Source organism: Microbacterium sp. SLBN-111 (genome assembly GCF_049739645.1).
Classification (GTDB): Bacteria; Actinomycetota; Actinomycetes; order Actinomycetales; family Microbacteriaceae; genus Microbacterium.
The window spans coordinates 259,864-284,326 of the sequence record NZ_JBMGQH010000001.1 but is presented as its reverse complement, the minus strand read 5'-3'; the positions used below and the strand labels follow the sequence as shown (position 1 = coordinate 284,326).

General features: G+C 73.5%; 20 protein-coding genes. 9 read left to right on the top strand and 11 right to left on the bottom strand.

All coding sequences use genetic code 11. From position 1 onward, the window contains the following. Positions 1-61 precede the first annotated feature (61 nt). Complete coding sequence (locus RKD05_RS01355; protein WP_424707551.1) at positions 62-1,462, bottom strand: O-antigen ligase family protein; 1,401 nt, start codon at positions 1,460-1,462, stop codon at positions 62-64. Positions 1,463-1,525: 63 nt separating this feature from the next. On the opposite strand from RKD05_RS01355, the gene manA reads away from it, so the two are divergent. The 4 genes from manA (at position 1,526) to RKD05_RS01335 (ending at position 7,470) form a co-directional block, all read left to right on the top strand. Continuing rightward, positions 1,526-2,680, top strand: coding sequence for a mannose-6-phosphate isomerase, class I (manA, locus tag RKD05_RS01350; RefSeq protein WP_424707549.1), 1,155 nt, complete (start codon positions 1,526-1,528; stop codon positions 2,678-2,680). A gap of 141 nt (positions 2,681-2,821) precedes the next feature. Further along, the gene (locus RKD05_RS01345; RefSeq protein ID WP_022878766.1) at positions 2,822-3,145 is read left to right on the top strand and encodes a WhiB family transcriptional regulator; all 324 of its coding nucleotides are present in this window, start codon (positions 2,822-2,824) and stop codon (positions 3,143-3,145) included. 93 nt (positions 3,146-3,238) lie between these two features. Further along, positions 3,239-6,076 carry a glycosyltransferase gene (locus RKD05_RS01340; RefSeq protein ID WP_424707548.1) on the top strand — a complete coding sequence of 946 codons (2,838 nt, stop codon included), beginning with the start codon at positions 3,239-3,241 and terminating at the stop codon, positions 6,074-6,076. Beyond that, entirely contained in the window at positions 6,073-7,470 is a 1,398-nt protein-coding gene (locus RKD05_RS01335) for a DUF5719 family protein (protein ID WP_424707547.1), read from the top strand. Before RKD05_RS01340 ends, RKD05_RS01335 begins: the two co-directional genes overlap by 4 nt. A gap of 54 nt (positions 7,471-7,524) precedes the next feature. Here the strand turns inward: RKD05_RS01335 and RKD05_RS01330 are convergent, their stop codons facing one another. Continuing rightward, positions 7,525-7,953, bottom strand: a complete 429-nt coding sequence (locus tag RKD05_RS01330) for a hypothetical protein (protein ID WP_022878763.1) — start codon at positions 7,951-7,953, stop codon at positions 7,525-7,527. A 120-nt stretch (positions 7,954-8,073) separates the two neighbouring features. On the opposite strand from RKD05_RS01330, the gene RKD05_RS01325 reads away from it, so the two are divergent. Then, positions 8,074-8,280 (top strand): DUF3499 family protein, encoded by a 207-nt coding sequence (locus tag RKD05_RS01325; RefSeq protein ID WP_022878762.1) that lies wholly within the window; start codon positions 8,074-8,076, stop codon positions 8,278-8,280. Between the two features lie 81 nt (positions 8,281-8,361). On the opposite strand, the gene RKD05_RS01320 is transcribed toward RKD05_RS01325, so the two are convergent. Further along, a complete protein-coding gene (locus RKD05_RS01320; RefSeq protein WP_424707545.1) occupies positions 8,362-9,192 on the bottom strand; it encodes an RDD family protein in 831 nt (276 codons plus the stop codon). Between the two features lie 16 nt (positions 9,193-9,208). Between RKD05_RS01320 and RKD05_RS01315 the strand changes: the two genes are divergently transcribed. The 3 genes from RKD05_RS01315 (at position 9,209) to katG (ending at position 12,992) form a co-directional block, all read left to right on the top strand. Next, positions 9,209-10,204 carry a stage II sporulation protein M gene (locus RKD05_RS01315; protein WP_424707543.1) on the top strand — a complete coding sequence of 332 codons (996 nt, stop codon included), beginning with the start codon at positions 9,209-9,211 and terminating at the stop codon, positions 10,202-10,204. A 70-nt stretch (positions 10,205-10,274) separates the two neighbouring features. Next, a complete protein-coding gene (locus RKD05_RS01310; RefSeq protein ID WP_063258127.1) occupies positions 10,275-10,736 on the top strand; it encodes a Fur family transcriptional regulator in 462 nt (153 codons plus the stop codon). Between the two features lie 138 nt (positions 10,737-10,874). Beyond that, entirely contained in the window at positions 10,875-12,992 is a 2,118-nt protein-coding gene (katG, locus tag RKD05_RS01305) for a catalase/peroxidase HPI (RefSeq protein ID WP_424707542.1), read from the top strand. Between the two features lie 255 nt (positions 12,993-13,247). Here katG and RKD05_RS01300 read toward each other — a convergent pair whose 3' ends face one another. From RKD05_RS01300 to RKD05_RS01265, 8 genes are all read right to left on the bottom strand, one after another. Beyond that, a complete protein-coding gene (locus RKD05_RS01300) occupies positions 13,248-14,207 on the bottom strand; it encodes an NAD-dependent epimerase/dehydratase family protein (protein WP_424707541.1) in 960 nt (319 codons plus the stop codon). Further along, on the bottom strand, positions 14,204-16,846 hold the full coding sequence (locus tag RKD05_RS01295) for an alpha/beta fold hydrolase (RefSeq protein WP_424707539.1): 2,643 nt from the start codon (positions 16,844-16,846) through the stop codon (positions 14,204-14,206). The genes RKD05_RS01300 and RKD05_RS01295 overlap by 4 nt, the downstream gene beginning before the upstream one ends. After that, positions 16,843-17,865, bottom strand: a complete 1,023-nt coding sequence (locus RKD05_RS01290) for a 3-oxoacyl-ACP synthase III (protein WP_026096098.1) — start codon at positions 17,863-17,865, stop codon at positions 16,843-16,845. Before RKD05_RS01290 ends, RKD05_RS01295 begins: the two co-directional genes overlap by 4 nt. Positions 17,866-18,092: 227 nt before the next feature. After that, a complete protein-coding gene (locus RKD05_RS01285) occupies positions 18,093-19,394 on the bottom strand; it encodes a DUF58 domain-containing protein (protein WP_424707538.1) in 1,302 nt (433 codons plus the stop codon). Continuing rightward, a complete protein-coding gene (locus RKD05_RS01280; protein ID WP_424707537.1) occupies positions 19,394-20,425 on the bottom strand; it encodes an AAA family ATPase in 1,032 nt (343 codons plus the stop codon). The genes RKD05_RS01285 and RKD05_RS01280 overlap by 1 nt, the downstream gene beginning before the upstream one ends. Further along, positions 20,422-21,615, bottom strand: coding sequence for a DUF4350 domain-containing protein (locus RKD05_RS01275; RefSeq protein WP_424707535.1), 1,194 nt, complete (start codon positions 21,613-21,615; stop codon positions 20,422-20,424). Before RKD05_RS01275 ends, RKD05_RS01280 begins: the two co-directional genes overlap by 4 nt. Beyond that, positions 21,612-22,277 carry a DUF4129 domain-containing protein gene (locus RKD05_RS01270; protein WP_424707533.1) on the bottom strand — a complete coding sequence of 222 codons (666 nt, stop codon included), beginning with the start codon at positions 22,275-22,277 and terminating at the stop codon, positions 21,612-21,614. The genes RKD05_RS01275 and RKD05_RS01270 overlap by 4 nt, the downstream gene beginning before the upstream one ends. Beyond that, positions 22,274-23,614 (bottom strand): glycerophosphoryl diester phosphodiesterase membrane domain-containing protein, encoded by a 1,341-nt coding sequence (locus RKD05_RS01265; RefSeq protein WP_424707531.1) that lies wholly within the window; start codon positions 23,612-23,614, stop codon positions 22,274-22,276. The genes RKD05_RS01270 and RKD05_RS01265 overlap by 4 nt, the downstream gene beginning before the upstream one ends. A gap of 161 nt (positions 23,615-23,775) precedes the next feature. Between RKD05_RS01265 and mtrA the strand changes: the two genes are divergently transcribed. Continuing rightward, the gene (mtrA, locus tag RKD05_RS01260; RefSeq protein ID WP_022878914.1) at positions 23,776-24,456 is read left to right on the top strand and encodes an MtrAB system response regulator MtrA; all 681 of its coding nucleotides are present in this window, start codon (positions 23,776-23,778) and stop codon (positions 24,454-24,456) included. Positions 24,457-24,463: the final 7 nt, after the last annotated feature.

Below are 24,463 nucleotides of genomic sequence, written 5' to 3'. Positions count from 1 at the left end.
CAGTCTACCCGGCGGCCTCGAACGGGCTCTGAGCGCCGACCCCAGCTCCCGCCTCGGCGACTCAGGACTCCCGCCGCAGGAACTCGCCGCGCTCGATCGCCATGCTCTGCTCGGCGGGGCCTACTCCGATGAGGGGGGACTGCTTGATCTTCGCGCCGAACAGCACGACGAACGTCCACCCCCAGAGAAGCAGGGGTGCGGAGTCGGTCAGGCCCTGCACGACCAGGAGCGCGCCGATGAGCGTCGGCAGCAGGGTGAGCGGAGAGTAGGGGCGGTCGGCGCGGAGGTCCCAGCGCGGTCGATCCACCGCGAAGAACCAGGACCGCCACACGTACGCGAGGAAGACGAGCGCGAGCAGCACGACGCCGATGCCGCCGAGCTGGAAGTAGGCGTCGAGCCACATGCTGTGCGCCTGCACGACGGTCTGGCCGCGATCGACGATCCAACCGTCGATGAGCGGCTCGGACGCGATCCACGGGGTCGAGAACCCCCAGCCGAGGAACGGATGCTGATCGGCCCGGGCGAGGACGTCGGCCCAGACTCCCTCCCGCCCGGTCAGATCGGCCCCGCGTCCCAGAGCGCCGAAGATGGCGTCGCGCGCGAACCACAGCACCGCGCCGCCCCCGATACCGAGGAACGCGTACAGCGCGTACCACCGGGTGCGCTCGCCGGGGCGTCGTGCGGTGCGCATGACGAGCACCGTGGCCAGGACCAGCACCACGAACGCCGCCGCGACGACGGCCGTGATCGACGCGGCCCGCACGAACAGGAACGCCGCGACGGCCGTCCAGCCCCACAGCAGCGTCCGGCGAGGGGCGTGGGCCGCGAAGCGGATCGCGAACACGGCGATCGCCACGAGCATCACGGCGCCCAGCAGGTCGGCGTTTCCGAAGATCCCGCGCAGCGGTCCGCCGGCGAAGAGGTTGCCGCCCGACCAGAACCTGATCGGGTCCTCGTCGCCTGCCGCCCGGACGAAGCCGGGGAGCAGCGGGCCGCGCACGATGAGCGCGACGGCGAGCTCGAACAGCAGCGAAGCGGCGACGACCCACTTCGCCGCGGAGGCCACCGCCCCCACGACGTCGCGCCACGTGAGGACCGCGCCCACGAAGAGAGCCTGGAAAGTGGTGACCGCGAGGAGCAGCCACGTGAGGACGGATGCCGCGGGCCACGCGCTCCACAGGATCGAGAGCCCGGCCCACGCGACGTAGCCGAACGCCAGGAACGGGAGGCGCCGCGCCGCGATCGGCGGCCGGACCACCGCCCATACCGTGGCGGACACGATCGCGGATCCGACCGCGACCACGCCGGTGGCGGTGGGCCCGATCGCGTCCACGACGGCGACCCCACCGAGGGCGAGCACCAGAACGAAGACGCACCACGCCCGCAGCAGCAGGTGTCCGGTGGTCTCCCGCGGGGGCGCGGTCGGCAGCGCCGAAACCGGGTGACTCGTGTACATCGCCATGGTCAGCCCAGGCTACCGTTCGGTCTCCCGGGCGCCCAGGGGTACGGCGCTAGGCTGACTCCCGTGCTGGTGGAGATCTCGAACACGCCCCGTGACTACGCCTGGGGGAGTCGGACGCTCATCGCGGACCTCGAAGGGCGCGCGCCGTCAGGCGCCCCCGAGGCGGAGGTGTGGTTCGGCGACCATCCGGGATCGCCCGCCCGCCTCCACGACGGGTCGGACCGCACGCTCGACGACTGGCTTCCCGCGCACGCGGATGCCACGGGCGCGCCGGCGCGGCTGCCGTATCTCCTGAAGCTGCTCGCCGCGGGCGCACCGCTGTCGATCCAGGTGCATCCGTCCAAGGATCAGGCCGTCGAAGGGTTCGCCCGCGAGGAGGCCGCGGGCCTCCCGCGCGAGGCCGCGAACCGGAACTACAAGGACGACAACCACAAGCCGGAGGTGATCGTCGCGCTCAGCGACACCTTCACGGCCCTCGCGGGACTGCGGGATCTCGCCGCCACGCGGCGTCTCGTCGCGGCCCTCGCGGACGGCGACGGCGTCCGCGTCCTCCGCGGGCACCTGGATGCCGCCGACCCCGCCGACGCTCTGCGCTCGGCGATCGGGTGGGTGCTCGGCGAGGCCGACGCGGCGGAGGTCCAGCAGATCGTGGGGGCCGCGGCATCCACGGAATCCGAGGAGTTCGCCGCCGAACTCGAGCTCACGCGCACGCTGTCGACGGCGTACCCCGGGGACCCCGGCATCGTCGTCGCCCTCCTCATGAACCTCGTCGCGCTGCGGCGCGGAGAGGCGATCTTCGTTCCCGCCGGTGTCCTGCACGCGTACGTCGCGGGCCTCGGGGTGGAGATCATGGCCGCGAGCGACAACGTCCTGCGCGGCGGTCTCACGCCCAAGCACATCGACGTCGCGGAGTTGCTCGCGCTGGTCGACTTCCGCCCGGCCGCTCCGCCCTTCCTTCAGCCCCGCCCCGCGGGGGACGGCGTGGAGCTCTTCGCTCCCGGCATCCCGGATTTCGCCCTCGCGCACGTGACGGAGAAGGGGGAGGTCACGCTGAACGGGATCTCGCTCGCGCTCGCGGTCGCGGGGGACGCCGTGGTGACGGGCGCATCGGGCGCCCGCGTCGAGCTCCGGCCGGGGCACGCCGCCCTTCTCACCCCGGACGAGTCTCCCGTGACGGTCACCGGCGGCGAGGTCTTCGTCGCGCAGCCGGGGGACTGACGCGCGACACGCCGACGACGTGTCGTGAAGGTTCACCTCGCCCTTGAGGGTTTACGATCCGCGACTTGACCAATCGGAATGACACGGGTGTAATTACTCGTACGCGCCAGCGTCAGGGGATCGAACGAGGGGGAGGACGAGATGGCGACATCGCAGTACCGGTCCGGTGTCCCGGACAACTGGTTCGTCGATCCGGTCGACCTGGGAGTCCCGGGCGTCCGTCGTGACATCGACGCACCGGAGGAGAACACGCTCGCGTGGCAGACCGACGCGTTGTGCTCGCAGACCGACCCCGAGGCCTTCTTCCCGGAGAAGGGTGGATCGACGCGGGATGCCAAGCGCATCTGCACCTCGTGCGACGTGCGGTCCGAGTGCCTCGAGTACGCGCTCCAGAACGACGAGCGCTTCGGCATCTGGGGTGGGCTCAGCGAGCGCGAGCGCCGCAAGCTCAAGCGTCGCGCCTGACACGCGGCATCCGGAGTCCGCTTCCTGAACGATCGGCGGCGGATCGGCGCGGCGTCTCGGATCGCGGGAGAGCCCGCCTAGGCTGACCACGCCATGCCCGCCCGTGTACACGCCGTCCTCGTGGTCCGCCCCGAAGGACGCATCCCCGCCGCCCCCCACCTCACGCGCACCCTCGAAGCGCTGGCCGCTCAGACGCGCCCGGTGGACGCCCTCACGATCGTGCTGTGCGGAAACGACCCCGCCCTGACGCGGATCGCCGCCGGTTCGGGGGCGGAAGGCGTCATCACGGCGTCCGCCGGGACGACCTTCGCCGCCGCGACCGCGCTGGCCACCCCGCGCCTGACCGGTGACGCCGTGTGGCTCCTCGCCCAGGACACCGCGCCGGATCCCGACGCCCTCCTGCAGCTGGCCGGCGCTCTCGAACTCTCGTCATCGCTGGCCATCGCCGCACCGAAGCTCGTGGCGTGGGACGACCCGTCGGAGATCGTCTCGCTCGGCGTCAGCTTGACCCGGTACGGCCGCGCGGTGGAACTCGCCGCGGGGGAACTCGACCAGGGACAGCGCGACGGCGATGCCGACGTGCTCGGGGCGGACGTCCGCGGCATGCTGGTCCGCCGCGAATCCTGGCGTGCCTTCGGCGGACTGGACCCGGCGCTCGGCGGCGCGGACGAGGGCCTCGACCTCTCGGTGCGTGCGCGCCTCGCGGGCGATCGCGTGTCGCTCGTGCCCGCGGCTCGCGTCGCGGTGGCCGGCGACGGCGTCGCCGCGATGGCCCGCGGACGCAAGCGCGCCCGGCGCCGGGCGTTCGCCGAACGCACCGCCCAGCTCCACCGGCGGCTCGTCTACGCACCCGCTCCGGCCGTGGTGCTGCACTGGCTCTCTTTCCTGCCGCTCGCGCTGTGGCGCACCGTGGCTCACCTCGTGGGGAAAGTCCCGCACAAGGTGATTCCGGAATGGGGCGCGACGCTGCTCGTGATGGCCCGGGTCGCCGCGGTCGCCCGCGCACGGCGGCGTATCCGCACGGTGCGCACGGTCGGCTGGTCGCGCATCGCGCCGCTGCGCATCTCCCGCGCCGAGATGCGCCTGCGCTGGGAGACCGACGCCGCGGAGAGCGACGCCCCGGTGCGCACCGAACTGAAGTTCTTCGTCGGCGGTGGCGCGTGGGCCGTGCTCGGCGCGCTCGCGGTGTCCGCTCTGCTCTTCGCCCCCCTGCTGGCCTGGCCCGTGCTCGGCGGCGGCGGCCTCGCCCCGCTGCGCGCCACCCTCACGCAGCTGTGGCAGGACGCGGCCTGGGGCGCGCGCCCTCTCGGTCTGGACGTCGTCGGTCCCGCGGACCCGTTCTCCGCCCTCCTCGCCCTCATCGGCTCGCTGTCGCCGGCCGAACCGTCCCGCGCGATCGTGGTGCTGTGGATCCTCGCCCTGCCGCTGGCGGTGCTGGGCGGGTGGTTCGCCGCCACGCGCGTCACCGAGTCGTCGCTGCTGCGCATCACGGCGGCCGTGGCCTGGGCGCTCGCGCCCACGTTCCTCGCGGCGATCGTCGAGGGGCGCCCCGCAGCGCTGCTGCTGCACCTGCTGCTGCCGTGGCTGTTCTTCGCCGCGAGCGTGGCGCACCGGTCCTGGGCGCCCGCGGGAGCGGCATCCATTCTCCTCGTCGGTGTGCTGGCCTGCGCTCCTTCACTCGCGCCCGCCGCGGTGGTGCTGTGGTCGGCCGCTCTGGTCGTGGTGGCCCTCGTCGCCCCGCGCGGGATCGCTCGCGTCATCTGGCTGCTCGTTCCCTCGATCGTCGTGTTCGCGCCTCTCGTCTGGACGCAGGTCCGGCTGGGCAACCCGTGGGGTCTGCTGGCCGACCCCGGTGTGCCGTTCGCGGGCGATGAGGCCACAGCGGATCCGCTCGGGCGTGCGCTGCTCGCCGCGGGCTTCCCCACGTCCGACCCGGGCGGGTGGGGCGCACTCACCGGCGGCCCGGTGTGGTGGATTCCGCTGCTCGTGGCACCGCTCGCCGCGCTCGCGGTGCTGTCCGTCCTGACTCCGCGCTGGCTCACCGCCACCGGACTGCTCCTCATCGCCGCGACGGGCCTCGCCACGGCCTTCGCGGCGGTCGGGGTCGCCGTCTCGTTCGACCACGCCATCCCCGTGCCGCTGTGGCCCGGGTCGGGCCTCAGCCTCGCGTGGCTGGGTGTCGTGGGCGCGGCGGTCCTCGCGCTCGACGCCGGGATCGTGGAGCGCGTGCGCGTGCTCCGCCCGATCGGGGCGGTCGTGACGCTCGCCGCGCTCGCGGTCGCCGTCGCCCCGTCGCTCACGGCCATGACCTCCGAGACTCCGCGCGCCGTGCTCACGAACGGCCCGGTCTCGACGCTCCCCGCGTTCGTCGCCGCGGAGGGGCGCGGGTCGACGTCGGTCGGCACGATCGTGCTCGACCCGCGCGCCGACGGTCTGCGCGTGGACGTCGTGTGGGGCGGCAGTGCGACCCTGAGCGGGCAGAGCACGGTCGAGGCCACCCGGACCTGGGCGCGACCCGCCGATCAGGAGCTCGCCACGCTCGCCGCCGACCTCGTGACGCCGTCCTCCGAGGACGCCGTCGCCGGTCTCGCGGCGCGGGGGATCCGGTTCGTGCTACTCGAGTCCGGACCCGGGGGAGAGGACGACGTCATCCGCGGAGCGCGCCTGACCGCGGCCACCTCGCTCGACCAGCGCAACACGCTCGACAGCGTCGGAGCCACCACGCGCGGCGACCTCTGGCGCGTCACCGCCGACGTCCAGCCCCGCGCGGCGCTCGACGACCACCAGGTCGCGCTGCAGCGGCTCGTGACGGGCGCGTCCATCGGCGTCCTGCTCGTGGCCCTGCTGCTCGCGATTCCGACCGCCGCTTCGCGTCGCATCGCGCGGCGGACCCCGCGCACCGTCGGACCCGTCCGGGGAGGTACTCGATGAGCGATCGTCGCCTGGTCCGCTTTGCCACCACCAGCGCCCGTGTCGTTGCGGGGAGCGCCGTCGCGGCGGCCGTCGTCGTGGGCGCGGTCGTGGGGATCGCCGCTCCGTGGCCGCGCCTCGTCGCCGAACCCGTGCGCGTCCAGGTCGACCCGGCGCCGTCCGACACCGTGCTCGCGTGCGCCGGTCCCGTCTTCGCGCTCGGGCGCGCCGCCGAGTCCGCCGGTGGGGTGACCGTCGCCGCGACGCCGACGATCGTCTCCGGTCCGGATGCCGCCGGGGCACAGGTCTCCCGCGCCACCGGTGCGACCAGCGATGGATCGGGGGATGCCACGGTGTTCCGCGCCGCGCCGAAGGACCGGGCCGCGACCCCGTTCGCGGCTGCAGGCTCGGCGACGGTCTCCTCGAGCGACCTCATCGGCTTCAGCGCGTCGGCGTGCCGCCCCCCGCTTGCGGAGTCGTGGTTGGTCGCGGGTGCGACGACCACCGGCGCCAACGACCTCGTCGTGCTCGCGAACCCCGGCGACGTCGCGGCGACCGTACAGCTGTCGGTCTACGGCGCGAAGGGTGTCTCCACGCCGCCTTCGGGTACGGGGCTCGTCGTCCCGGCCCACGGTCAGCGCGTCGTCCCGCTCGCCGGTCTGCTGCTCGGCGAGGAGAGCCCCGTCGTTCGCGTGGTCGCCACGGGAGCGCCCGTGCAGGCGTCCCTTCAGGCGAGTCTCACCCGCACGCTCCTTCCGGGCGGAAGCGACCAGGCCGCCCCGCTCGCGCAGGCGTCCGCGTCGCTCGTGCTTCCCGGCGTCCAGGTCATCGCGACCGGGCAGGGGGATGCCGGAACGGTGCTGCGTCTGCTCTCGCCCGGTGCCGACGCGTCGGCGACGGTGACGATCACGCCCGTCGGCGGGGACGTCCCGGCTGGAGATCCCCGCACTCTCGCGCTCCCGGCGGCCACGCCCACGTCGCTCAATCTGTCCGACCTGACTCCGGGGGCCTACACGGTCTCGATCGCAGCAACGCAGCCGGTCGTGGGCGGGGCGTGGTCCACGACCGGGTTCGGCGAGGGCGCGGACTTCGCGTGGTATGCCGCGGCGCCGGAGTTCTCGGCATCCTCGCTCATCGCGATCGCTCCGGGCGCGGGCGCATCCCTCGTGATCGCGACGGATGCCGCCTCCGGCTCGGCATCCGTCACCCTCACGCCGCAGAGCGGCGGGGACCCGGTCACGGTGTCGGTGCCCGCGGGCGGGTCGGTGGCCGTCCCGGTGACGGCCGGCGTCTACGAGCTGGCTCCGGATCGCCCGGTGCACGCTGCGATGTCGTACTCGGCACCGGGGGCGTTGGCTGGGTACCCGCTGTGGCCCGCGGACGCGGCGGCGGGGACGCTCACGATCCTGCCGTGAGGCGGAGCCGACCGGCGCCGCACGGCCCTGCTGCGGCGCGGGACCGACGCGTCGTCAGAAGCGGAAGCGCTCCGGGCCGAGGTCCCACGGGTCGCGGTCGAGGTACTCGGCGGCCGCTCGGAACACGGCGCCCTCGATCATCATGCGGCGGTGGAAGTCGTCGTCGACGTGGGGGTGGCCGAGGCGTTCGATCGGCACGCGGTAGAGGATGATGCGCTTCTGCTCGCGCAGCACTTGCCAGCGGGGGATCGCCCCGGAGGCCGCGGGCGGCATGATGCCGATCTCGAACGACACGTCGCGGAGGTCGGTCCACGCGGACCGGAGGAACTCCGCCGCCGTGCTCACGGCGATGTCGAACCGCTCGACGCGCGTGTCCAGCGGCGGCAGCGGCGGGCGCACGACGGGGCTGCGGTTCTCGCGACCGTGCCGTCCGTGGCGCGAGGGTCTCGCGACCGGACGGGCTTCACGGGTACGACGACGCATGCGTGCCATCCTACGTTCGCGGCGCGGGTCGCCGCCTCGAAGTCGAGGCCTCGCCCGGCGTCGACCGGCCGCGGCGCGGCGTCGCCGACCCGGCGCCGCGTCGGCCTAGGCTGACCCGCGATGCGCGACAGACTCTGCTCGAAGGTGGGATGCGCCCGTGAGGCGATGAGCACCCTCACCTACGACTACGGCGACCAGATGGCCGCCCTCGGCCCGCTCGGCCGGGCCGGTGATCCGCACGCCCACGACTTGTGCGCCCTGCACGCCGACCGGCTGTCCGTCCCGCGCGGCTGGGTCGTCGTGCGGCACGAGACCCTGCGGGCCTGAGCCCGGCGCCGGCCTACGCCGGTGCGTGAGTCGCCATCATTTGTCGCCTGAACGCGGCGCGAGGCGACACATTCTGGCGACTCACGCGGGCGGGGTCAGGGCGGACGCGCGCGCGTTCTCGAGCATGAGGGCGCGGTACTCCCGGTCGCGGCGGACGACCGCTACCGCTCGCACCAGCGTCTCCGGATCGACCGCGGGGAGCGGCGAGACGTGGGGTGCCACGGCGTCGGCGAGTCCCGCGGCCACGCGCGCGCGGGCGGCCGGCTCGAGGGCGTCGGCGCCGCGGACGAACTGCGCCATCCGCGCGGCCAGACGGTCGGGGAGCCGCGACACGTCGGCGACCGCCGCCCACGCCTCCATCCCCGGCGGGAGACCGGGGGCCGCCGGGGGCAACGGGCGGGTGCGCGTCCGCTCGGATGCCGTACCGGCGAGGAGGTCGCCCAGGCGCTGCGCGCGCGGGGTGAACATCCCGACGATCGCGGCGATGCCGCCGAGCGTGAACCACAGTTCCAGCACTCCGACGAGCGCGCGGATCAGCGCCTGACGGAAGCCCACCGCGCCGCCGTCGACGCGGACGATCCGGCCGCCGATCGCCCAGCGCCCGAGACTGCGCCCGCGCGTGAGCGTCTCCACGGCCGTCGGGATGACGACCATCACGGCGACGATCAGCACGATGACGCCGATGCGGAGCGCGCTGTCGGGGATCGTGCCGCTCGCGACGAGCGCGGTGAGGAGCAGCGAGCCCGCGACCAGCAGCACGATGCCCGCGACCATGTCGATGAGGCATCCGACCGCCCGCAGGAAGAATCCGAGCGGCTGGATGTCGAGCGCGACCGCCTCGCCGGTGAGCGTCTCGTCCTCCGCCGCGTGAACGTGCGCAGCGCCCGGACCCGGGACCGGAGTGGATGCCATGCGTACAGTTGACCACATGGACCTCGACGCCCTCACGGCCGCCCGGCGCGAGGAGTGGGCGCGGCTCGACGAACTGGGGCGGACCCGGCGGCTGACCGGACCCGAGGTCGACGAACTCGTCACCCGGTATCGCGCCGCGTCGGCGGACCTCGCCGACATCAAGACCTCGGCCGGGCGTACTCCGCAGGGCGACTACGTCTCGATCCTGCTCGCCCGCACGCGGCTGCGCCTGACCGGAGTGCGCGAGAACGTCCTGCGGCAGGCGCCGCGGTTCTTCCTGCGGCAGCTGCCGGCGGCCCTGTACCGAGTGCGGTGGACGACGCTCGCGATCGCCGTCTCGTTCGTCGTGGTGGCGACCCTCGTCGCCGTGTGGATCTCTTCGGATCCGCAGGCCGTCGCGGCGCTGGGCGCCCGGAGCCAGCTGCAGAACTATGCCGATCAGCAGTTCGTCCAGTACTACCGCGAAAACCCCAACGCGATCTTCGCCGGCACGGTGTGGACGAACAACGCCTGGATCGCGGCGCAGTGCGTGCTGTTCGGCGTCACGGGCATCTGGCCGCTGATGGTGATAATGCAGAACGCCATGGGGGTGGGGTCGTCGGCGGCGATCATGATCGCCTTCGATCGCGGGGACGTGTTCTTCCAGTTCATCCTTCCGCACGGTCTGCTCGAACTCACGGCGATCTTCGTCGCCGGAGCGGCCGGGCTCCACATCTTCTGGGCGTGGGTGGCCCCGGGGCGTCGCACGCGCGCCGCGGCGCTCGCCGCGGAGGGGCGCGCTCTCGCGACGGTGGCGGTGGGGCTCGTGTTCGCGCTCGGGCTCTCGGGCCTCGTCGAGGGTTTCGTGACCCCGTCCCTGCTGCCGTGGCAGGTCAAGGTGGCGATCGGGGCGGCGGCGCTGGCGCTGTTCCTCTCGTACATGCTCGTGCTCGGGCGCCGCGCCGTCCGGGCGGGGGAGACGGGAGACGTGACGGAGTACGAGGGCGGAACTCCCACGCTGACCTCGGGCTGAGGCATCCACGATTCCGAACCTTCTCCGGCGCGTCATTTTTGATTCACTCAAAAATACGTAGGGTGGAAGCATGCTCGACGATCGGACGGATGCCACCGCGGACGCGCTCCTGCGCGGCGCGGGGCTGAGGGTCACCGCGACACGCGTCGCGGTTCTGGGGGCCCTGCGCTCCCGCCCGCACGCCACCGCCGACGACGTCTTCGACACGATCCGGGACACACTCCCGGGCACCAGCATGCAGTCCGTGTACAACGCCCTCGGCGACTTCGCCGACGCGGGGTTGGCGCGGCGCATCGAGCCGGCCGGACACCCCGGCATGTTCGAGCTGCGGGTCGGGGACAACCACCACCACGTCGTCTGCACCGGTTGCGGCCGGGTCGACGACGTGGACTGCGTCGTGGGGGAAGCCCCGTGTCTGCACGTGCCCGAGGGCAGCGGTTTCCTCATCGAGACCGCCGAGGTGACGTTCTGGGGCGTGTGTCCCGACTGTCGAGCGACGTCCGAAGCCGAAAAACCGAGAGGATCCCGATGAGCGACGCTCTGAACGGGTGCCCCGTCTTCCACGACGGCGCCGCCCCCGACGACAACCGACTGCCGGTGGGCGAGGCCCCCGCCCGACAGCGAGCCGGCCGGTGCCCTGCCCCACCCGACCCGCGGGTCGGCGAACCGCGTGTGGTGGCCCGACAGCCTGAACGTGAAGATCCTCGCGAAGAACAACGAGAAGCGCGACCCGCTCGACGCGGGCTTCGACTACAAGGCCGCGTTCGAGGCTCTCGACCTGGCCGCCGTGAAGAAGGACATCCAGGCGGCGCTGACCACGTCGCAGGACTGGTGGCCCGCCGACTTCGGTCACTACGGTCCGCTGATCATCCGCATGGCCTGGCACAGCGCCGGAACCTACCGCGTGACCGACGGCCGTGGCGGCGCGGGCGCCGGCATGCAGCGGTTCGCACCGCTGAACAGCTGGCCCGACAACGTCAACCTCGACAAGGCCCGTCGTCTGCTGTGGCCGATCAAGAAGAAGTACGGCCAGGCGATCTCGTGGGCCGACCTCATGATCCTCGCCGGAAACGTCGCGCTGGAGGACATGGGCTTCCCGACCTTCGGCTTCGCCGGTGGCCGCGCCGACGTCTGGGAGCCGGACGACGACGTGTACTGGGGCCCCGAGACCACGTGGCTCGGTGACGAGCGCTACACCGGGAACCGCGAGCTGGAGAAGCCGCTCGCTGCCGTGCAGATGGGTCTCATCTACGTCAACCCCGAGGGCCCCAACGGCAACCCCGACCCGCAGCTGTCGGCGCACGACATCCGCGAGACGTTCGGGCGCATGGCCATGAACGACGAGGAGACGGTCGCGCTCATCGCCGGCGGTCACACCTTCGGCAAGACGCACGGCGCCGCGCCCGACAGCAACGTGGGTCCGAACCCCGAGGCCGCCGACATCGAGGACCAGGGCTTCGGCTGGAAGAACGACTTCGGCTCCGGCAAGGGCGACGACACCATCTCCAGCGGCCTCGAGGTCACGTGGACGTACCACCCCACCCGCTGGGACAACGAGTTCTTCCACATCCTGTTCGCCTACGAGTGGGAGCTCTTCCAGAGCCCCGCCGGCGCCCACCAGTGGCGCCCGAAGAACGGCGGCGGTGCCGACATGGTCCCGCTCGCCCACTCCGAGGGTCGCCGCGAGCCGCGCATGTTGACGAGCGACCTGGCGCTGCGCGTCGACCCCGCGTACGAGAAGATCTCGCGTCGCTTCGCCGAGGACCCGGCGGCATTCCAGGATGCCTTCGCCCGCGCGTGGTTCAAGCTCACCCACCGCGACATGGGCCCGCGTGTCCGGTACCTCGGTTCCGAGGTCCCGGCCGAGGTGCTCGACTGGCAGGACCCGGTGCCCGCGGTCGACCACCCGCTCATCGACGCGGCCGACGCCGCGGCGCTGAAGCAGCGGATCCTCGACAGTGGACTGTCGGTGCCGCAGCTCGTCACCACGACGTGGGCCGCGGCCTCGACCTTCCGCGGCAGCGACAAGCGCGGCGGCATCAACGGCGCGCGCATCCGCCTCGAGCCGCAGAAGAGCTGGACGGTCAACAACCCCGAGCAGCTGGCATCCGTGCTCTCGGTCCTCGAGAACGTCAAGGCCGAGTTCGACGCGCAGGCGGCGGACGGCAAGAAGGTCTCGATCGCCGACCTGATCGTGCTCGCCGGCAACGCCGGTGTCGAGCAGGCCGCGCGTGCCGGTGGCGTCGAGGTCGAGGTGCCGTTCACCCCGGGCCGCACCGACGCGACGCAGGAGCAGACCGACGTCGACTCGTTCCGCTGGCTCGAGCCGGTGGCCGACGGCTTCCGCAACTACGCCTCCCGCGAGGCGCGTCTGCCCGCCGAGTACCTGCTGCTCGACAAGGCCAACCTGCTGACGCTCACGGCGCCGGAGACCACGGTGCTGGTCGGGGGTCTCCGCGCGATCGGCGCGAACTGGGACGGCTCGGACTGGGGCGTGTTCACCGCGACCCCCGGCGCGCTGACCAACGACGTGTTCGTGAACCTCCTCGACCTCGGGACGACGTGGAAGCCGCTCGACGCCGGCAAGCACGCGTTCCAGGGCACGAAGGACGGTTCGGGCGAGACGGTCGGCATCGGCACGCGCGTCGACCTGGTGTTCGGCTCGAACTCGGAGCTCCGCGCGATCGCCGAGGTGTACGCCTCCGACGACGCGAAGGAGAAGTTCGTCCGGGACTTCGTCGCCGCGTGGCGCAAGGTGACCGAGCTCGACCGGTTCGACCTGGTCTGAGTTCCGCGCCGGCAGCTTCGCAGCCGGGTGCTCCGTCCGGAAGGCCCGTCCCCGCGTGGGGCGGGCCTTCCGCGGTTGCTGCCGTGCTGTTGCTGCTGCCGTGCTGTTGCTGTCGCTGCGGCCGTTGTGTCGCCGCCGTGCTGCTGCTGTCGTTGCTGTCGCTGCCGTTGTGGCTGCCGTCGCCGGGGCGACGCCCTATCGCGGAAAGGGGGGGCGGGGCGGCCGCGTCGCGGCGGGAGGGCGGGATGCCGAGGGTCAGGCGCGGGAGAGGCGGCGCAGGCCCTCGTCGATCGAGACGGCGGGCGACCAGCGCAGGTCGCGGCGGATCTCGGTCTGGTCGAACCAGTGCGCGGTGGAGAGCTGTTCGGCGAGGAAGCGGGTCATCGGCGGCTCGTCGGTGCCGGGCCGCACGGCCCACACCCGCTCGACGAGCCCGCCCGCGGCGCGCGCGAGTCCCGCGGGGACACTGAACCGCGGCGGCCGCACGCCCGAGGCGCGGCAGATCCCTGCGAGCAAATCGCCGACCGGGCGGGGTTCGCCGTTCGTCAGCACGTACGCGCGTCCGCTGACGTCGTCGACGCGTGCGAGGGCGGCGACGATCCCGGACGCGGCGTTGTCGACGTACGTCGAGTCGATGAGGGCCGTGCCGCCGTTCAGCAGCGGCAGCCGCCCGCGTCGGGCGCGATCCACGACGCGAGCGATGAGCTGCGTGTCGCCCGGCCCCCACACGAGATGCGGTCGGATCGCGACGAGGGATGCCGTGTCCCCGGCGCGGGAGAGGGCGAGAAGCTCGGACTCGGCCTTCGTCCGGGCGTACTCGCCGCGGGCACCGACGGGGTCGGCGGGCTCGGCCCCCACCCCGGCCAGCGCGTGCCCGGCGTGGGCGACGGACGGCGACGAGACGTGCACGATGCGCGTGACCCCGGCTGCGGCGGCGGCGTCGAGCAGCGTCCGAGTGCCCTCGACGTTGACGGCGCGGAACTCCGACGGATCCCCGGCGAGCGACACCTTCGCCGCGAGGTGCACGATCGCGTCGACGCCCTCCACGGCGGCGGCCGTGGCGGCGGCGTCCGTCACGGAGCCGAGGCGGTCCTCGGCGCCCGGCACGCCCGAGGGACGGCGCTGCAGAGTTCGTACGGTGTACCCGGTGTCTCGCAGAGCGCGCACGACCGCGCGCCCGAGGAAGCCGGACGCCCCGGTGGCCAGAACCCTCACGGCGCCGTCGGCTTCTCGCCGGCCAGCACGCGCTCCGCCCACGCCGCGAGGCGGGAGCGATCGATCTTGGAGTTGTGCCGGATGTCCGTGGGGAGCGTCGGCACGACGAGCACGGCCGCGATCGGCTGCCCGGTCGCGGCGCGCACGACCTCGGTCAGACCCGCGGATGCCACGCCCGCGCGCCGCACGCCCGGATCACGTTCGAGCACCACGGCGACGACCTGCCGCCCGACCGGTCCCACGCCGACGGCGGCGGCACGGACGACGCCCGGCACGGACTCGACGTCCTGCTCGATGCCGACGGGAGTCACCGGACCGTCCGCGGTCGTGATGACGTGGGGGAGGCGTCCCTCGATCCACAGGCGTCCCGCCGCGTCGAGGTGCCCCACGTCGCCGGTGCGATGCCAGCGGCCGCGCAGGTCGCCCAGGTCGCGGGTCGCCTCGCGGTCGGTGAGGTGCAGCCGGAAGTAGCCGCTCTTGAGGTGCGGCGCGCTGATCACGACCTCGCCGGTGACTCCGGCGTCGGTCGTGGGGGTGCCGGTGGCGCGGCCGTCGGCGTCGAGGGGCGCGATGCGCACCCGTCCGCGGCCGATCGGCGCGCCCACGCACACTCCGCGATCGCCGGAGGCCGTGGCATCCACGATCTCCGGCAACGTGACGTCCGCGACGAGCAGGCACTCGGTCATCCCGTAGGGCGTGTGCGCCGTCGCGTTCGGCATGAGCTGCTGCGCCCGCTGCAGGAGCGGTGTGCCCACGGGGGCTCCGGTCGAGAGGAAGGTGTCGACCCGGGCCAGGGCTGCGCGGTCGTCGGTGCTCAGCGCGGAAGCGGTCGCGACGACGTTGCGCACCGCGGCGGGGGAGAGGAACACGATCCGGGCGTCCGACGCGCGCACCGCGGCGGCCACCGCGGCAGCCGTCAGCGTGCGGGGCGCCGACACGTCCATGTCGGGGGTCGCCGAGCGGGTGCCGAGCGCGGGTCCGAGGAGGGCGAACGGGGCGAAGCCGGTGACCAGCCCCGTGTCGGGTCCGACGGCGAAGTGCTCCGCGAGGGCGTCGCGCAGCGAGGACAGCTGGCGGTGCGTGTAGACGACGCCCTTCGCCGGTCCCGTCGACCCCGACGTGAAGAGGATCGCCGCGTCGGCGTCCGCGGCGGGCGGTGCGGGCAGGGGGCGACCGCGGCCCGCGCGCGCGACGTCGGCGAGGCTCGCTTCGACCCCGAGGGCGCGCATCGTGGCGGCGGGGAGTGCGGTCGCCGACAGGCGCCGGCCCGGCCAGCCGAGGGCGCGCGCGGCCGCGAGCCCCGCGACCTCGCCGATGACCACGTCGGGCACGGCGCCGCGCACGGCACGGGACAGTCCCCGGATGCCGAGACCCCTGTCGGCCACGACGACGACCGCGCCGATGCGCAGACACGCATACAGCACCGCGGTGAGCGTGGGCCCCGGGGGAACGAGCAGGGAGACGCGATCTCCGGCGCGAACGCCGAGGACGTCGAGTCCCGCCGCGATCTCGTCGACGCGGGCGGCGAGCTGCCGCCAGCTCACCCGCAGCCCGGCGCCGCCCCGGCGCGCGGCCATGTCGATCACGGCGACGTCGTCGTCGTCACGGCGGCGGGTGAGGGCGTCCCACAGGGGTGCGGGGGCGGGGGTGTCGTCCGCGGGTGCGGGGGTACGGGCATCCGGAGCGCTCTGGGCGGCGAGCCAGTCGAGCACCGCGTCGGCGTACGGGCGTTCCTCGGCCATCAGGTGACCCGCGCCCTCGAAACGGTGCACGTCGGCGTGCGGTAGCCGGTCGACCAGGTCGTCGAGGTGCGCCTCGAGGAACACCGGGTCCTTCGGGCCGCGCAGGAGCAGGGCCGGCACGTCGAGCTCGCGCAGGCCGGCGGACAGGCTCCGCAGTGCCGGGGTGCTCTCGTCCGCGGCGGTCGCCGGGATGTCGGCGACGAACGCGCCGATCCCGCGTCGGCGCGCGGCCGTGGCGTACGGGGCGCGGAACGCCGCCCGCACGGCGGGGTCTAGGTCGGCGAGCGCGAGCGTCGTGTCGAGGAACGCGGTCGTCCCCGTCGTGCCGGCGGCGAGCACGCCGCGCGCGGTCGCCACACGCAGCGGGAACGGCAGCGGCGCGTCCTCGGCGTGGTGCACGGCGGTGTTCAGCGCAATGACGGCGGCCAGCCGCTCGCGGTGTTGCACGGCCCAGCCGAGCGAGATCGGTCCGCCCCAGTCGTGCCCGAGCGTCACGATCGGATCCTGGATGCCGAGCGCGTCGACGAGGCCACCGAGATCGGTGATGCGCTGCGCGAGCGTCCGGCGCAGTTCGGTGCGCTCGGAGAAGCCCATCTCGAGCTGGTCCACCGCGACGACGCGCCACGCGGGGGCGCCCGCCTCGGCCCGGGCGAGCGACGCGTTCACGAGTGCGCGCCAGAGGTACGACCACGTCGGGTTGCCGTGCACGGCGACGATCGTCCCGACGGGGGTGAGGCCGCGCGCGGTGAGCGCGGGGCCCGTGTCCAGCACGTGCCACGTGCGCCGGTGACCGGCGTCCGCGTCGGCGCCGTCGACCTCGACGAGGCGGGACAGGGCGGGATCGAGACCGGGGAGGCCCGCCGGGGGAAGAGTCGCGGACAGGTCCGTGATCGTCACCAGGCCAGCTCCAGCATCCCGGTGTTCAGCCCGGAGCCCACTCCCATCAGCAGGACGCGGTCGCCGCGGCGCAGGGTCTTCTGCTCGTCGGCCAGGGTGATCGGGATGGAAGCGGGGCCGACGTTCCCCAGGTGCGGGTAGGTGACCGGCACCCGGCCGCGGTCGAGCTTCGCGGCGCGCACGATCGCGGAGGTGTGCACCGACGAGACCTGGTGGGTGATGTAGCGGTCCATGCCCGTCCACGAGAACTCGCCGCGGGCTTCCTTCCACGCCGAGACGACGAGGTCGAGGCCGCCCTTGAGCAGCGCCTTGGCATCGGTGAACATGCCGTCGACGCTGCCGACGCACAGGTCGTAGAACTGCGTCGCGGCGCGGGTCACGCCGCCGACGATGCGGTGCCCCTCGGGGTGGTCGCTCGCGCGGCCGAGCACGGCAGCGGCTGCACCGGAACCGAGCGTCAGCGAGGCGAACTCCTGCATGAACGCGTCGCGGTCGAGGTCTTCGCGAACGAGCCGGTTGATCGTGTTGACCTGGATCTCGTCGGCATCCTCGCCGTTGACGATGAGGGCGTACTTGACCTGACCGGACTGGATCATGCCCGCCGCGAGGCTCATGCCGTTGATGAAGCCCAGGCACGCATTGGCGACGTCGAAGTTGATCGCCGAGCTCGGCAGCCCGAGCCCGTGGTGCAGGCGCACCGCGACGGAGGGCTCGAGGTGCTTGCGCGTCACCGAGGTGTTGATGATGAGCCCGATCTCGCTCGGGTCGACGCCCGCCTCGGCGAGCGCCTGCTTGCCGGCCGCGATCGTCGCTTCGTCGGACGACTCGCCCTCGGCCCAGTTCCGGCGTTCCACCACTCCCGCGACCCGTCGCAGGAGTCCGGGCTTGAGCTTCAGACGCGACAGCGCGGGAGCCAGACGCTCCTCGATGTCGTCGGACGTGGTCACGCGGCTGGGCAGCACGCTCGCCACCGACACGAGGGCCACGTCGTCGAAGCGGGTGGTGGCGTTTCCTGGCAAGAGAGCTCCCGCATCCTGTGCGTAGACGGCCGAACCGTGCGCGGAGGGACACGCCGGCGGCTGGAAAGGGTACCCCCCAGGATAAGCCGCGACGTATGCGACGGGATGCATGGTCGGCTGTGTGCTACGCCTGGGATGCCTGTGATCCGTCGCTGCGTCACGGCCGTGCTCGGTCGGGGCCGTCAGGCGGAGGGATGCCGTGCCCCGCGGCCGGGACGGGGTTCGCGCTACAGCCGCCCGGCGGCTTTCAGCGCGAGATAGCGGTCCGCCACGAGCGGCGGCAGGTCGTCGGCCGAGGCGGAGACCGCGTCGCCGCCCGCGCGCTCGACGGCCGCGCGCACGCGATCGGCGTCGGACCGCGCGCGCTCGATGGCTGCGGCGGCGTAGACGGCGGCGGCGTCGTCGCGCTCCGGGGTCTCGCCCGGACCGTCGGTGGCCGTGGCCACGAGCAGGCGCGACCGCGCGGCGACGGCGGGGAGCGACGCGAGGAACGCCCGCGCGGCCTCGGGGTCATCGGCGGCGGTCAGCAGCACCACGAGCGCGGGACGCTGCGTGAAACCGCGCACGTGGGCGAGGGCGGCATCCCAGTCCGTGTCGATGAGCTGCGGGTCGACGGGAGCCATGGCCTCCACGAGTGCGGGAAGGAGCTGCGCACCGTCCACGCGAGTGACGCGGGCCCGGGTGACGCGGTCGAACATGAGGAGGTGCACGTGGTCACCGGCGCGCGTCGCGAGCGCGGCGAGCAGGAGGGCGGCCTCCATCGCGGCATCGAGCCGAGCACCGTCGCCCACGCGCGCGGCGGCGGTGCGCCCGGTGTCGATCACGATGACGACGTGCCGGTCGCGCTCCGGGCGCCAGGTCCGCAGCATCGTCGCGCCCGCGCGCGCCGTCGCACGCCAGTCGATCGAGCGGACGTCGTCGCCGCGGACGTACTCGCGCAGGCTGTCGAACTCCGTGCCCTGTCCGCGCATCTGCAGCGTCGTGTTGCCGTCGAGTTCGCGCAGCCGCGCGAGCCGCGACGGAAGATGCCGTCGCGAGGTGAACGGCGGCAGCACGCGCAGCCGCGCGGGAACGGGGAGCTTCGCTTGACGCCCGGCCAGACCCAGCGGACCCGCCGACCGCACGACGACGAACTCGCTGCGAAGTTCGCCGCGTCGCCGCGGCAGGAGCGACAGCGCGGTCCCGCGGCGCTCGCCGGGAGGAACGGTGAGCTGCAGGCGCTCCGACGGTGCACCCGCCGTCGGCTGCCAGGCGTCGCGCACCTGCGCCCGGAGCGTGCGGCGCCCGAGGTTGCGCACCCGCAGCTCGCCGGCGAGGGGCACATCCCGCAGCGCCCGTTCGGGCAGGACCCGTGTGACCTCGAGGCTTCGGGCGTTCGCAGCGAGGATCACGTCGGCCGCGGCGAGTCCCGTGCACAGCAGCACCCACCCGCCCACCACGCTCCACGGTTCCGCCCCGGCCGCCGTGAAGAGGATCACCGGGACGACCCCCAGTGCGACGAGCAGGGCCGAACGGCCGGTGACGTACATCAGAGCGGGACGCGGGTCTGCTGCAGGACCGAGGTGAGAACGGCATCCACCGAGACTCCTTCGATCTCGGCTTCCGTCCGGAGGCGGATCCGGTGCCGCCACACGGGCACGAGCATCGTCTGCACGTGGTCGGGGGTGATGGCGGGGTAGCCGCCGAGCCACGCCCAGGCCTTCGCCGCGGCCAGCAGCCCCGTCGACGCCCGGGGGCTCACTCCGAGCAGAACGGACGGGCTCTGACGCGTGGCGCGGGCCAGGTCGACCACGTACCCGAGCACGTCCTCGGCGACGGCGACGGATGCCGCGGCGTGCTGCGCCGCGAGGATCTCGGCCGGCGTGATGACGGCATCCACCCCGGCCTCGCCGAGACGACGGGGGTCGAACCCGCCCGCGTGACGGCGGAGGACGTCGACCTCCGCGTCGCGCCCGGGGAGATCGACCACGAGCTTGAGCAGGAAGCGGTCGAGCTGCGCCTCGGGCAGCGTGTAGGTTCCCTCGTGCTCGACGGGATTCTGCGTCGCGGCGACGAGGAACGGGTCGGGAAGGGGCCGGCTCACGCCGTCGGAGGACACCTGACGCTCCTCCATCGCCTCCAGGAGCGCGGCCTGCGTCTTCGGCGGCGTGCGGTTGATCTCATCGGCGAGCAGCACGTGGGTGAACACCGGGCCCGCCCGGAACTCGAACTCGCCCGACCGGGCGTCGTAGACCAGCGATCCGGTCACGTCGCCGGGCATCAGGTCGGGGGTGAACTGCACGCGGCGCGTGTCGAGACCGAGCGCGCGGCTGAACGACCGCACCAGCAGCGTCTTCGCCACGCCCGGCACACCCTCGAGCAGCACGTGGCCGCGGGCGAGGAGGGCGATGAGCAGCCCGGTGATCGTGCCGTCCTGCCCGACGACGGCCTTGCCGACCTCGGTGCGGACCCGGTGCATCGCCTGCCGCAGGGCCGCGTCGTCGCCGTCGGGTCGCGGGGCGGCGCTCGCCGGGGCGGCCGGGGCAGTGGAGTCGGGGGCGCCGAGAGGACTGTCGGTCATCGGGGGGTCCTTTCCGTGGGAAGGGTCGCGCGGACGCTCGTCTCGAGGTCGCGCAGGCGATCGCTCGCCGCGACAAGGTCGCGGTCGGTGCGGGGAAGATCCTCGATCAGGATGCCGTGCACCACCGCTCGATCCGCGCCGAGTCGCTCGGCCACGGCGTCCGCGAGGTGCTCGGGGGTCGTGCGGGGCGAGAGGCCCAGCATCCGCACGAGGCGTCGGCGCGTGGCCGCTCGCACCTCGCCGAGGGCGTGGGCGGCGTCGTGGGACGCCGCGTAGAGGCGGGCGCGCCCCTCGGTCGTCTCGGTCGCGCGCACGGTGACCGGGAGGCGCTCGGCGACGAGGGGTCCGAAGCGGCGCCCCCGCCACACGGCGGCCGTGAGGCCCGCGAGCAGGAGCAGCACCATCGTCGGCGTCACCCACGGAGGCGTGAGGTCGCCGAGCGTGGGGGCGGCGGCTCCCGTGTCGGCGTCGGCGGGGGACGGGACGTACCAGACCAGGGTCGGCGAGCGGCCGAGGAGGCCGAGGGCGAGCGCGGCGTTCCCATCGAGCGGCAGGGTGCGGTTGGTGACGACGGAGAGGCCGTCGAGCGCCGCCACCGTGCCGTCTCCGTCGGTCGCTCCCTCGTCGGCTCCCTCGTTCGCGACGAGCACGCCGAAGCCGTCGTCGCCGGGATAGCACCCCGCTACGCCCGGGCCTGGCAGGTACAGCTCGCCGACGCGGGCCTGTCCCGCGCCGCTCGCGGCCGGTATCTCGCACGCGGGGTCGACCGTCTGCTCGTCGACGACCCCGCCCAGGGTGGAGCCGTTCAGCAGGACGTCGAGGCTGCGGGAGCGCGGTTCGATGAGCACGACGTCGCGGGCCTGCGTGCGCAGCCGCCGGAGGGCCTCATCGGAGAGCATCGGCGCATCGCGCAGAACGAGGGTCGCGGGCGCGGCCGCGAGCGCGCGTTCCGCGGCCTCGCGATCCCGTGCGACGACGACCTGGACGCCTTGCTGCTCGAGCACCCGGACCAGGGCACGAGTGCCATCGGGGGCGGGCGATTCCGGGTCCAGGGCGTCGCGCGGCGTCCACCCGCCGAACACGAGCACGGTTCCGAGGAGGGCCACGACCGCGAGGGCGGCGACGAGACCGATCCATCCGGCACCGACGCGGACCCGGCGCCGGGTCGGTGTGGCGGCGAGCGCGGTCACGGGGCGACCGCCGCTTCCGAGGAGACTCGCGCGCGCACGGCGGTCTCGTCGAGGCGAACGATCTGGTCGTAGCTCTCCGCGGTGCCGGGCCGTCCGAGGTACCGGACGTCGTCGAACGCGGCGGCGCCCTCCGCGGCCGGGATGCCGAGGACCGGGAGGGTCTCGGCGGCCGAACGGGCGAACGCGCGCGCCGTGGCGCCCGGTGGGGGATCGACGATCCCGCGTTCGGTGAGCCCCCGGGCGAAGGCGCGGAAGCGCAGCACGATGGCGTCGTCCCAGGTCCCACGCCCGGCGGCCGCCGCGGCGTCCGCCCTCAGCTCGGCGGCCGAGCGTCCGTCGTCGTCGTCGAACAGCGCGCGGGCGGCCGGTGTGGCGCGCACGGTGCTGCGCGGCCGTCCCCAGATCAGCACGCCGACGACGATCGCGGCGACCACCAGCACCGCCAGCACCACGAACGCCCAGGGCCCCCAATCACCCGACACGGGGGCGGAGAACAGGCTCTCCAGGAAGTCGCGGACCGCCTGCGCCGCGCGGTCGAACGCCGTCGGCTCCGCGGCACGGTACACGGGGTCGGCGAGCTCGCGCTGGGCCCACTCCCGGGCCTCGTCGGGGTCGGGGAGGAGCGGAGTGGAGCCCGGCCTCAGCCAGAGAGCGGGGGTCACGACTCGCGGGGCGGGCCGCCCGGAGCGGCCCAGGAGGTCGGGTCGGACGGCGGTGCCGCGGGTGCAGGACTCACCGGCGGTGCGGGGGGCTGAGGTGCCGGGGTCGCTCTGGGCTGCGGCGCGGCCGCGGGCTGCGGCCTCGGGGTCGGGGCGGGCTGCGGCGCCGGGGTGGGCTGCCCGACGGAGGGGTGGCCGGGGGACGGCGCGGGCAACCCGGGCCCGGCCGGAGTGCCGGGGCCTCCGCCCGGTGCGGGCCACGCGCCGCTGGACGGAGCGCCCCAGGTGGGCGCAGGCGCCCACGTGCGGCCGACACCGACCCGGTAGGGGTCGGCGAGCCCGGACCGCCCGGCATCCCGAGCCTCGACGTACGCCGCCAGGTCGTGATCGAGCCCTTCGACGCGCATGCGGGCGTCGACGTACACCAGGACCGCCGACGTCGACTGGACGACCACGGCGATGCACTGCACGAGCAGGATGCCGATCTGCCCCACGAGCTGGAGCACCACGTAGGCGATGATCGCGCTCGGCTCGTTCGCGCCGGTGGGCGCGACGATCGTCGTGAGACCGCCGGAGAGCAGGCTCAGGGGTAGCGAGATCACCTGCGCGACGAACCCGAACGCGAGCGAGATGATCGCGATCACGCCGAACGTCGACCAGAACCGACGTCGCGTCAGCACCCACGAACGGACGATGCCGCGGCGGATCCCGACCCCCTCCAGGATCATCACGGAGGGGACGAGGAAGAGCTTCGTCGACAACCACGCATAGAGGGGGATGAGCCCCAACACGAACAGGACGCCTGCCAGGATGCCGAGCGGCAGGACCGCGAGACCGAGCAGTACGGCGATCCCGCCGAGCACGGCGAGGACCACGATCGAGGCCAGCAGCGTCAGGAGGGCGTACCCGACGAGGCGCAGGAACACCGGTCGGACTCGGCGCCACGCATCGCGCAACGTCGGCTTCTCTGCGACGACCGCCGAGGCGACCTCGCTGACGACGACGGCCTGGACGAGGATGCCGAGGGCACCGGCGAGCGCCCCGAGCACGAGGGCGGTGATGCCCGTCAGTGCGATCGACCCGACCATGACGGCGTCGAACTCATCGCTGCCCTGGACGAGCGTGTCCAGCCGCGAGAAGCTCGCGATCGCCACCCCCGCGATCGCCACGGTGACCACCACGTAGGCGACGGTCTGGACCACGAGCGCGAAGCCCAGCAGAACACGGGGGTTGTGGCGCAGGGCCACGAAGGAGCGTCCGAGGATCGTCCCGAAGCCGTAGGGGTGGAGAGGCACGATTCCGGCGCGTGAAGCCGGAGTCCAGGCGGGGTACGCGGTCACGATGGCGGCCTCCTCGGCATCGGCTTCCGGTTCATCGTGTCACACACCCCCGACACGCTCGGCCTCATCGCGCACGCGTCGACTACGCTCGGGGGTGATGCGCCCCACCCGTGGCGCATTGCCCGTTTCCGAATGGGGCCGAGACGGAAGACGTACACCCGATGACTTCACGGATCCTGGTTGTCGACGACGACACCGCGCTCGCCGAGATGATCGGCATTGTGCTGCGCACCGAGGGATTCGAGACGGTGTTCTGCGCGGACGGCGCCCAGGCGGTCGACGCGTGGCGCAGCGAGCGTCCCGACCTGATCCTCCTCGACCTCATGCTGCCGGGCGTCGACGGGATCGAGATCTGCACGCGCGTGCGCGCGGAATCCGGCATCCCGATCATCATGCTGACCGCCCGCACCGACACCGCGGACGTCGTGAAGGGCCTGGAGTCGGGGGCCGACGACTACATCGTCAAGCCGTTCAACCCGAAGGAGCTCGTCGCTCGCATCCGGACGCGGCTGCGTCCCGCGCAGGCGCCGGTCGACGAGACGCTGCGCATCGGCGACCTCGTCGTCGACGTCGCCGCGCACGAAGTACGACGGGGCGACAGCCCGATCGCCCTCACGCCGCTGGAGTTCGAGCTCCTCGTCGCTCTCGCCGAGAAGCCGCAGCAGGTGTTCTCCCGCGAGATGCTCCTCGAGCAGGTGTGGGGCTACCACTACAAGGCCGACACACGCCTGGTGAACGTCCACGTGCAGCGCCTCCGGGCGAAGATCGAGGCCGATCCGGACAATCCCCGCATCGTGACCACCGTGCGCGGGGTCGGCTATCGCGCCGGCGCGGTGGCTTGAGGTCCTC

What these genes read in the sequence shown, in the direction of transcription:
- RKD05_RS01355 (WP_424707551.1), bottom strand. Translation starts at nt 1,462, where the DNA reads ATGGCGATGTACACGAGTCACCCGGTTTCGGCGCTGCCGACCGCGCCC.
- RKD05_RS01345 (WP_022878766.1), top strand. Translation starts at nt 2,822, where the DNA reads ATGGCGACATCGCAGTACCGGTCCGGTGTCCCGGACAACTGGTTCGTC.
- RKD05_RS01340 (WP_424707548.1), top strand. Translation starts at nt 3,239, where the DNA reads ATGCCCGCCCGTGTACACGCCGTCCTCGTGGTCCGCCCCGAAGGACGC.
- RKD05_RS01335 (WP_424707547.1), top strand. Translation starts at nt 6,073, where the DNA reads ATGAGCGATCGTCGCCTGGTCCGCTTTGCCACCACCAGCGCCCGTGTC.
- RKD05_RS01330 (WP_022878763.1), bottom strand. Translation starts at nt 7,953, where the DNA reads ATGCGTCGTCGTACCCGTGAAGCCCGTCCGGTCGCGAGACCCTCGCGC.
- RKD05_RS01325 (WP_022878762.1), top strand. Translation starts at nt 8,074, where the DNA reads ATGCGCGACAGACTCTGCTCGAAGGTGGGATGCGCCCGTGAGGCGATG.
- RKD05_RS01320 (WP_424707545.1), bottom strand. Translation starts at nt 9,192, where the DNA reads ATGGCATCCACTCCGGTCCCGGGTCCGGGCGCTGCGCACGTTCACGCG.
- RKD05_RS01315 (WP_424707543.1), top strand. Translation starts at nt 9,209, where the DNA reads ATGGACCTCGACGCCCTCACGGCCGCCCGGCGCGAGGAGTGGGCGCGG.
- RKD05_RS01310 (WP_063258127.1), top strand. Translation starts at nt 10,275, where the DNA reads ATGCTCGACGATCGGACGGATGCCACCGCGGACGCGCTCCTGCGCGGC.
- RKD05_RS01285 (WP_424707538.1), bottom strand. Translation starts at nt 19,394, where the DNA reads ATGTACGTCACCGGCCGTTCGGCCCTGCTCGTCGCACTGGGGGTCGTC.
- RKD05_RS01280 (WP_424707537.1), bottom strand. Translation starts at nt 20,425, where the DNA reads ATGACCGACAGTCCTCTCGGCGCCCCCGACTCCACTGCCCCGGCCGCC.
- mtrA (WP_022878914.1), top strand. Translation starts at nt 23,776, where the DNA reads ATGACTTCACGGATCCTGGTTGTCGACGACGACACCGCGCTCGCCGAG.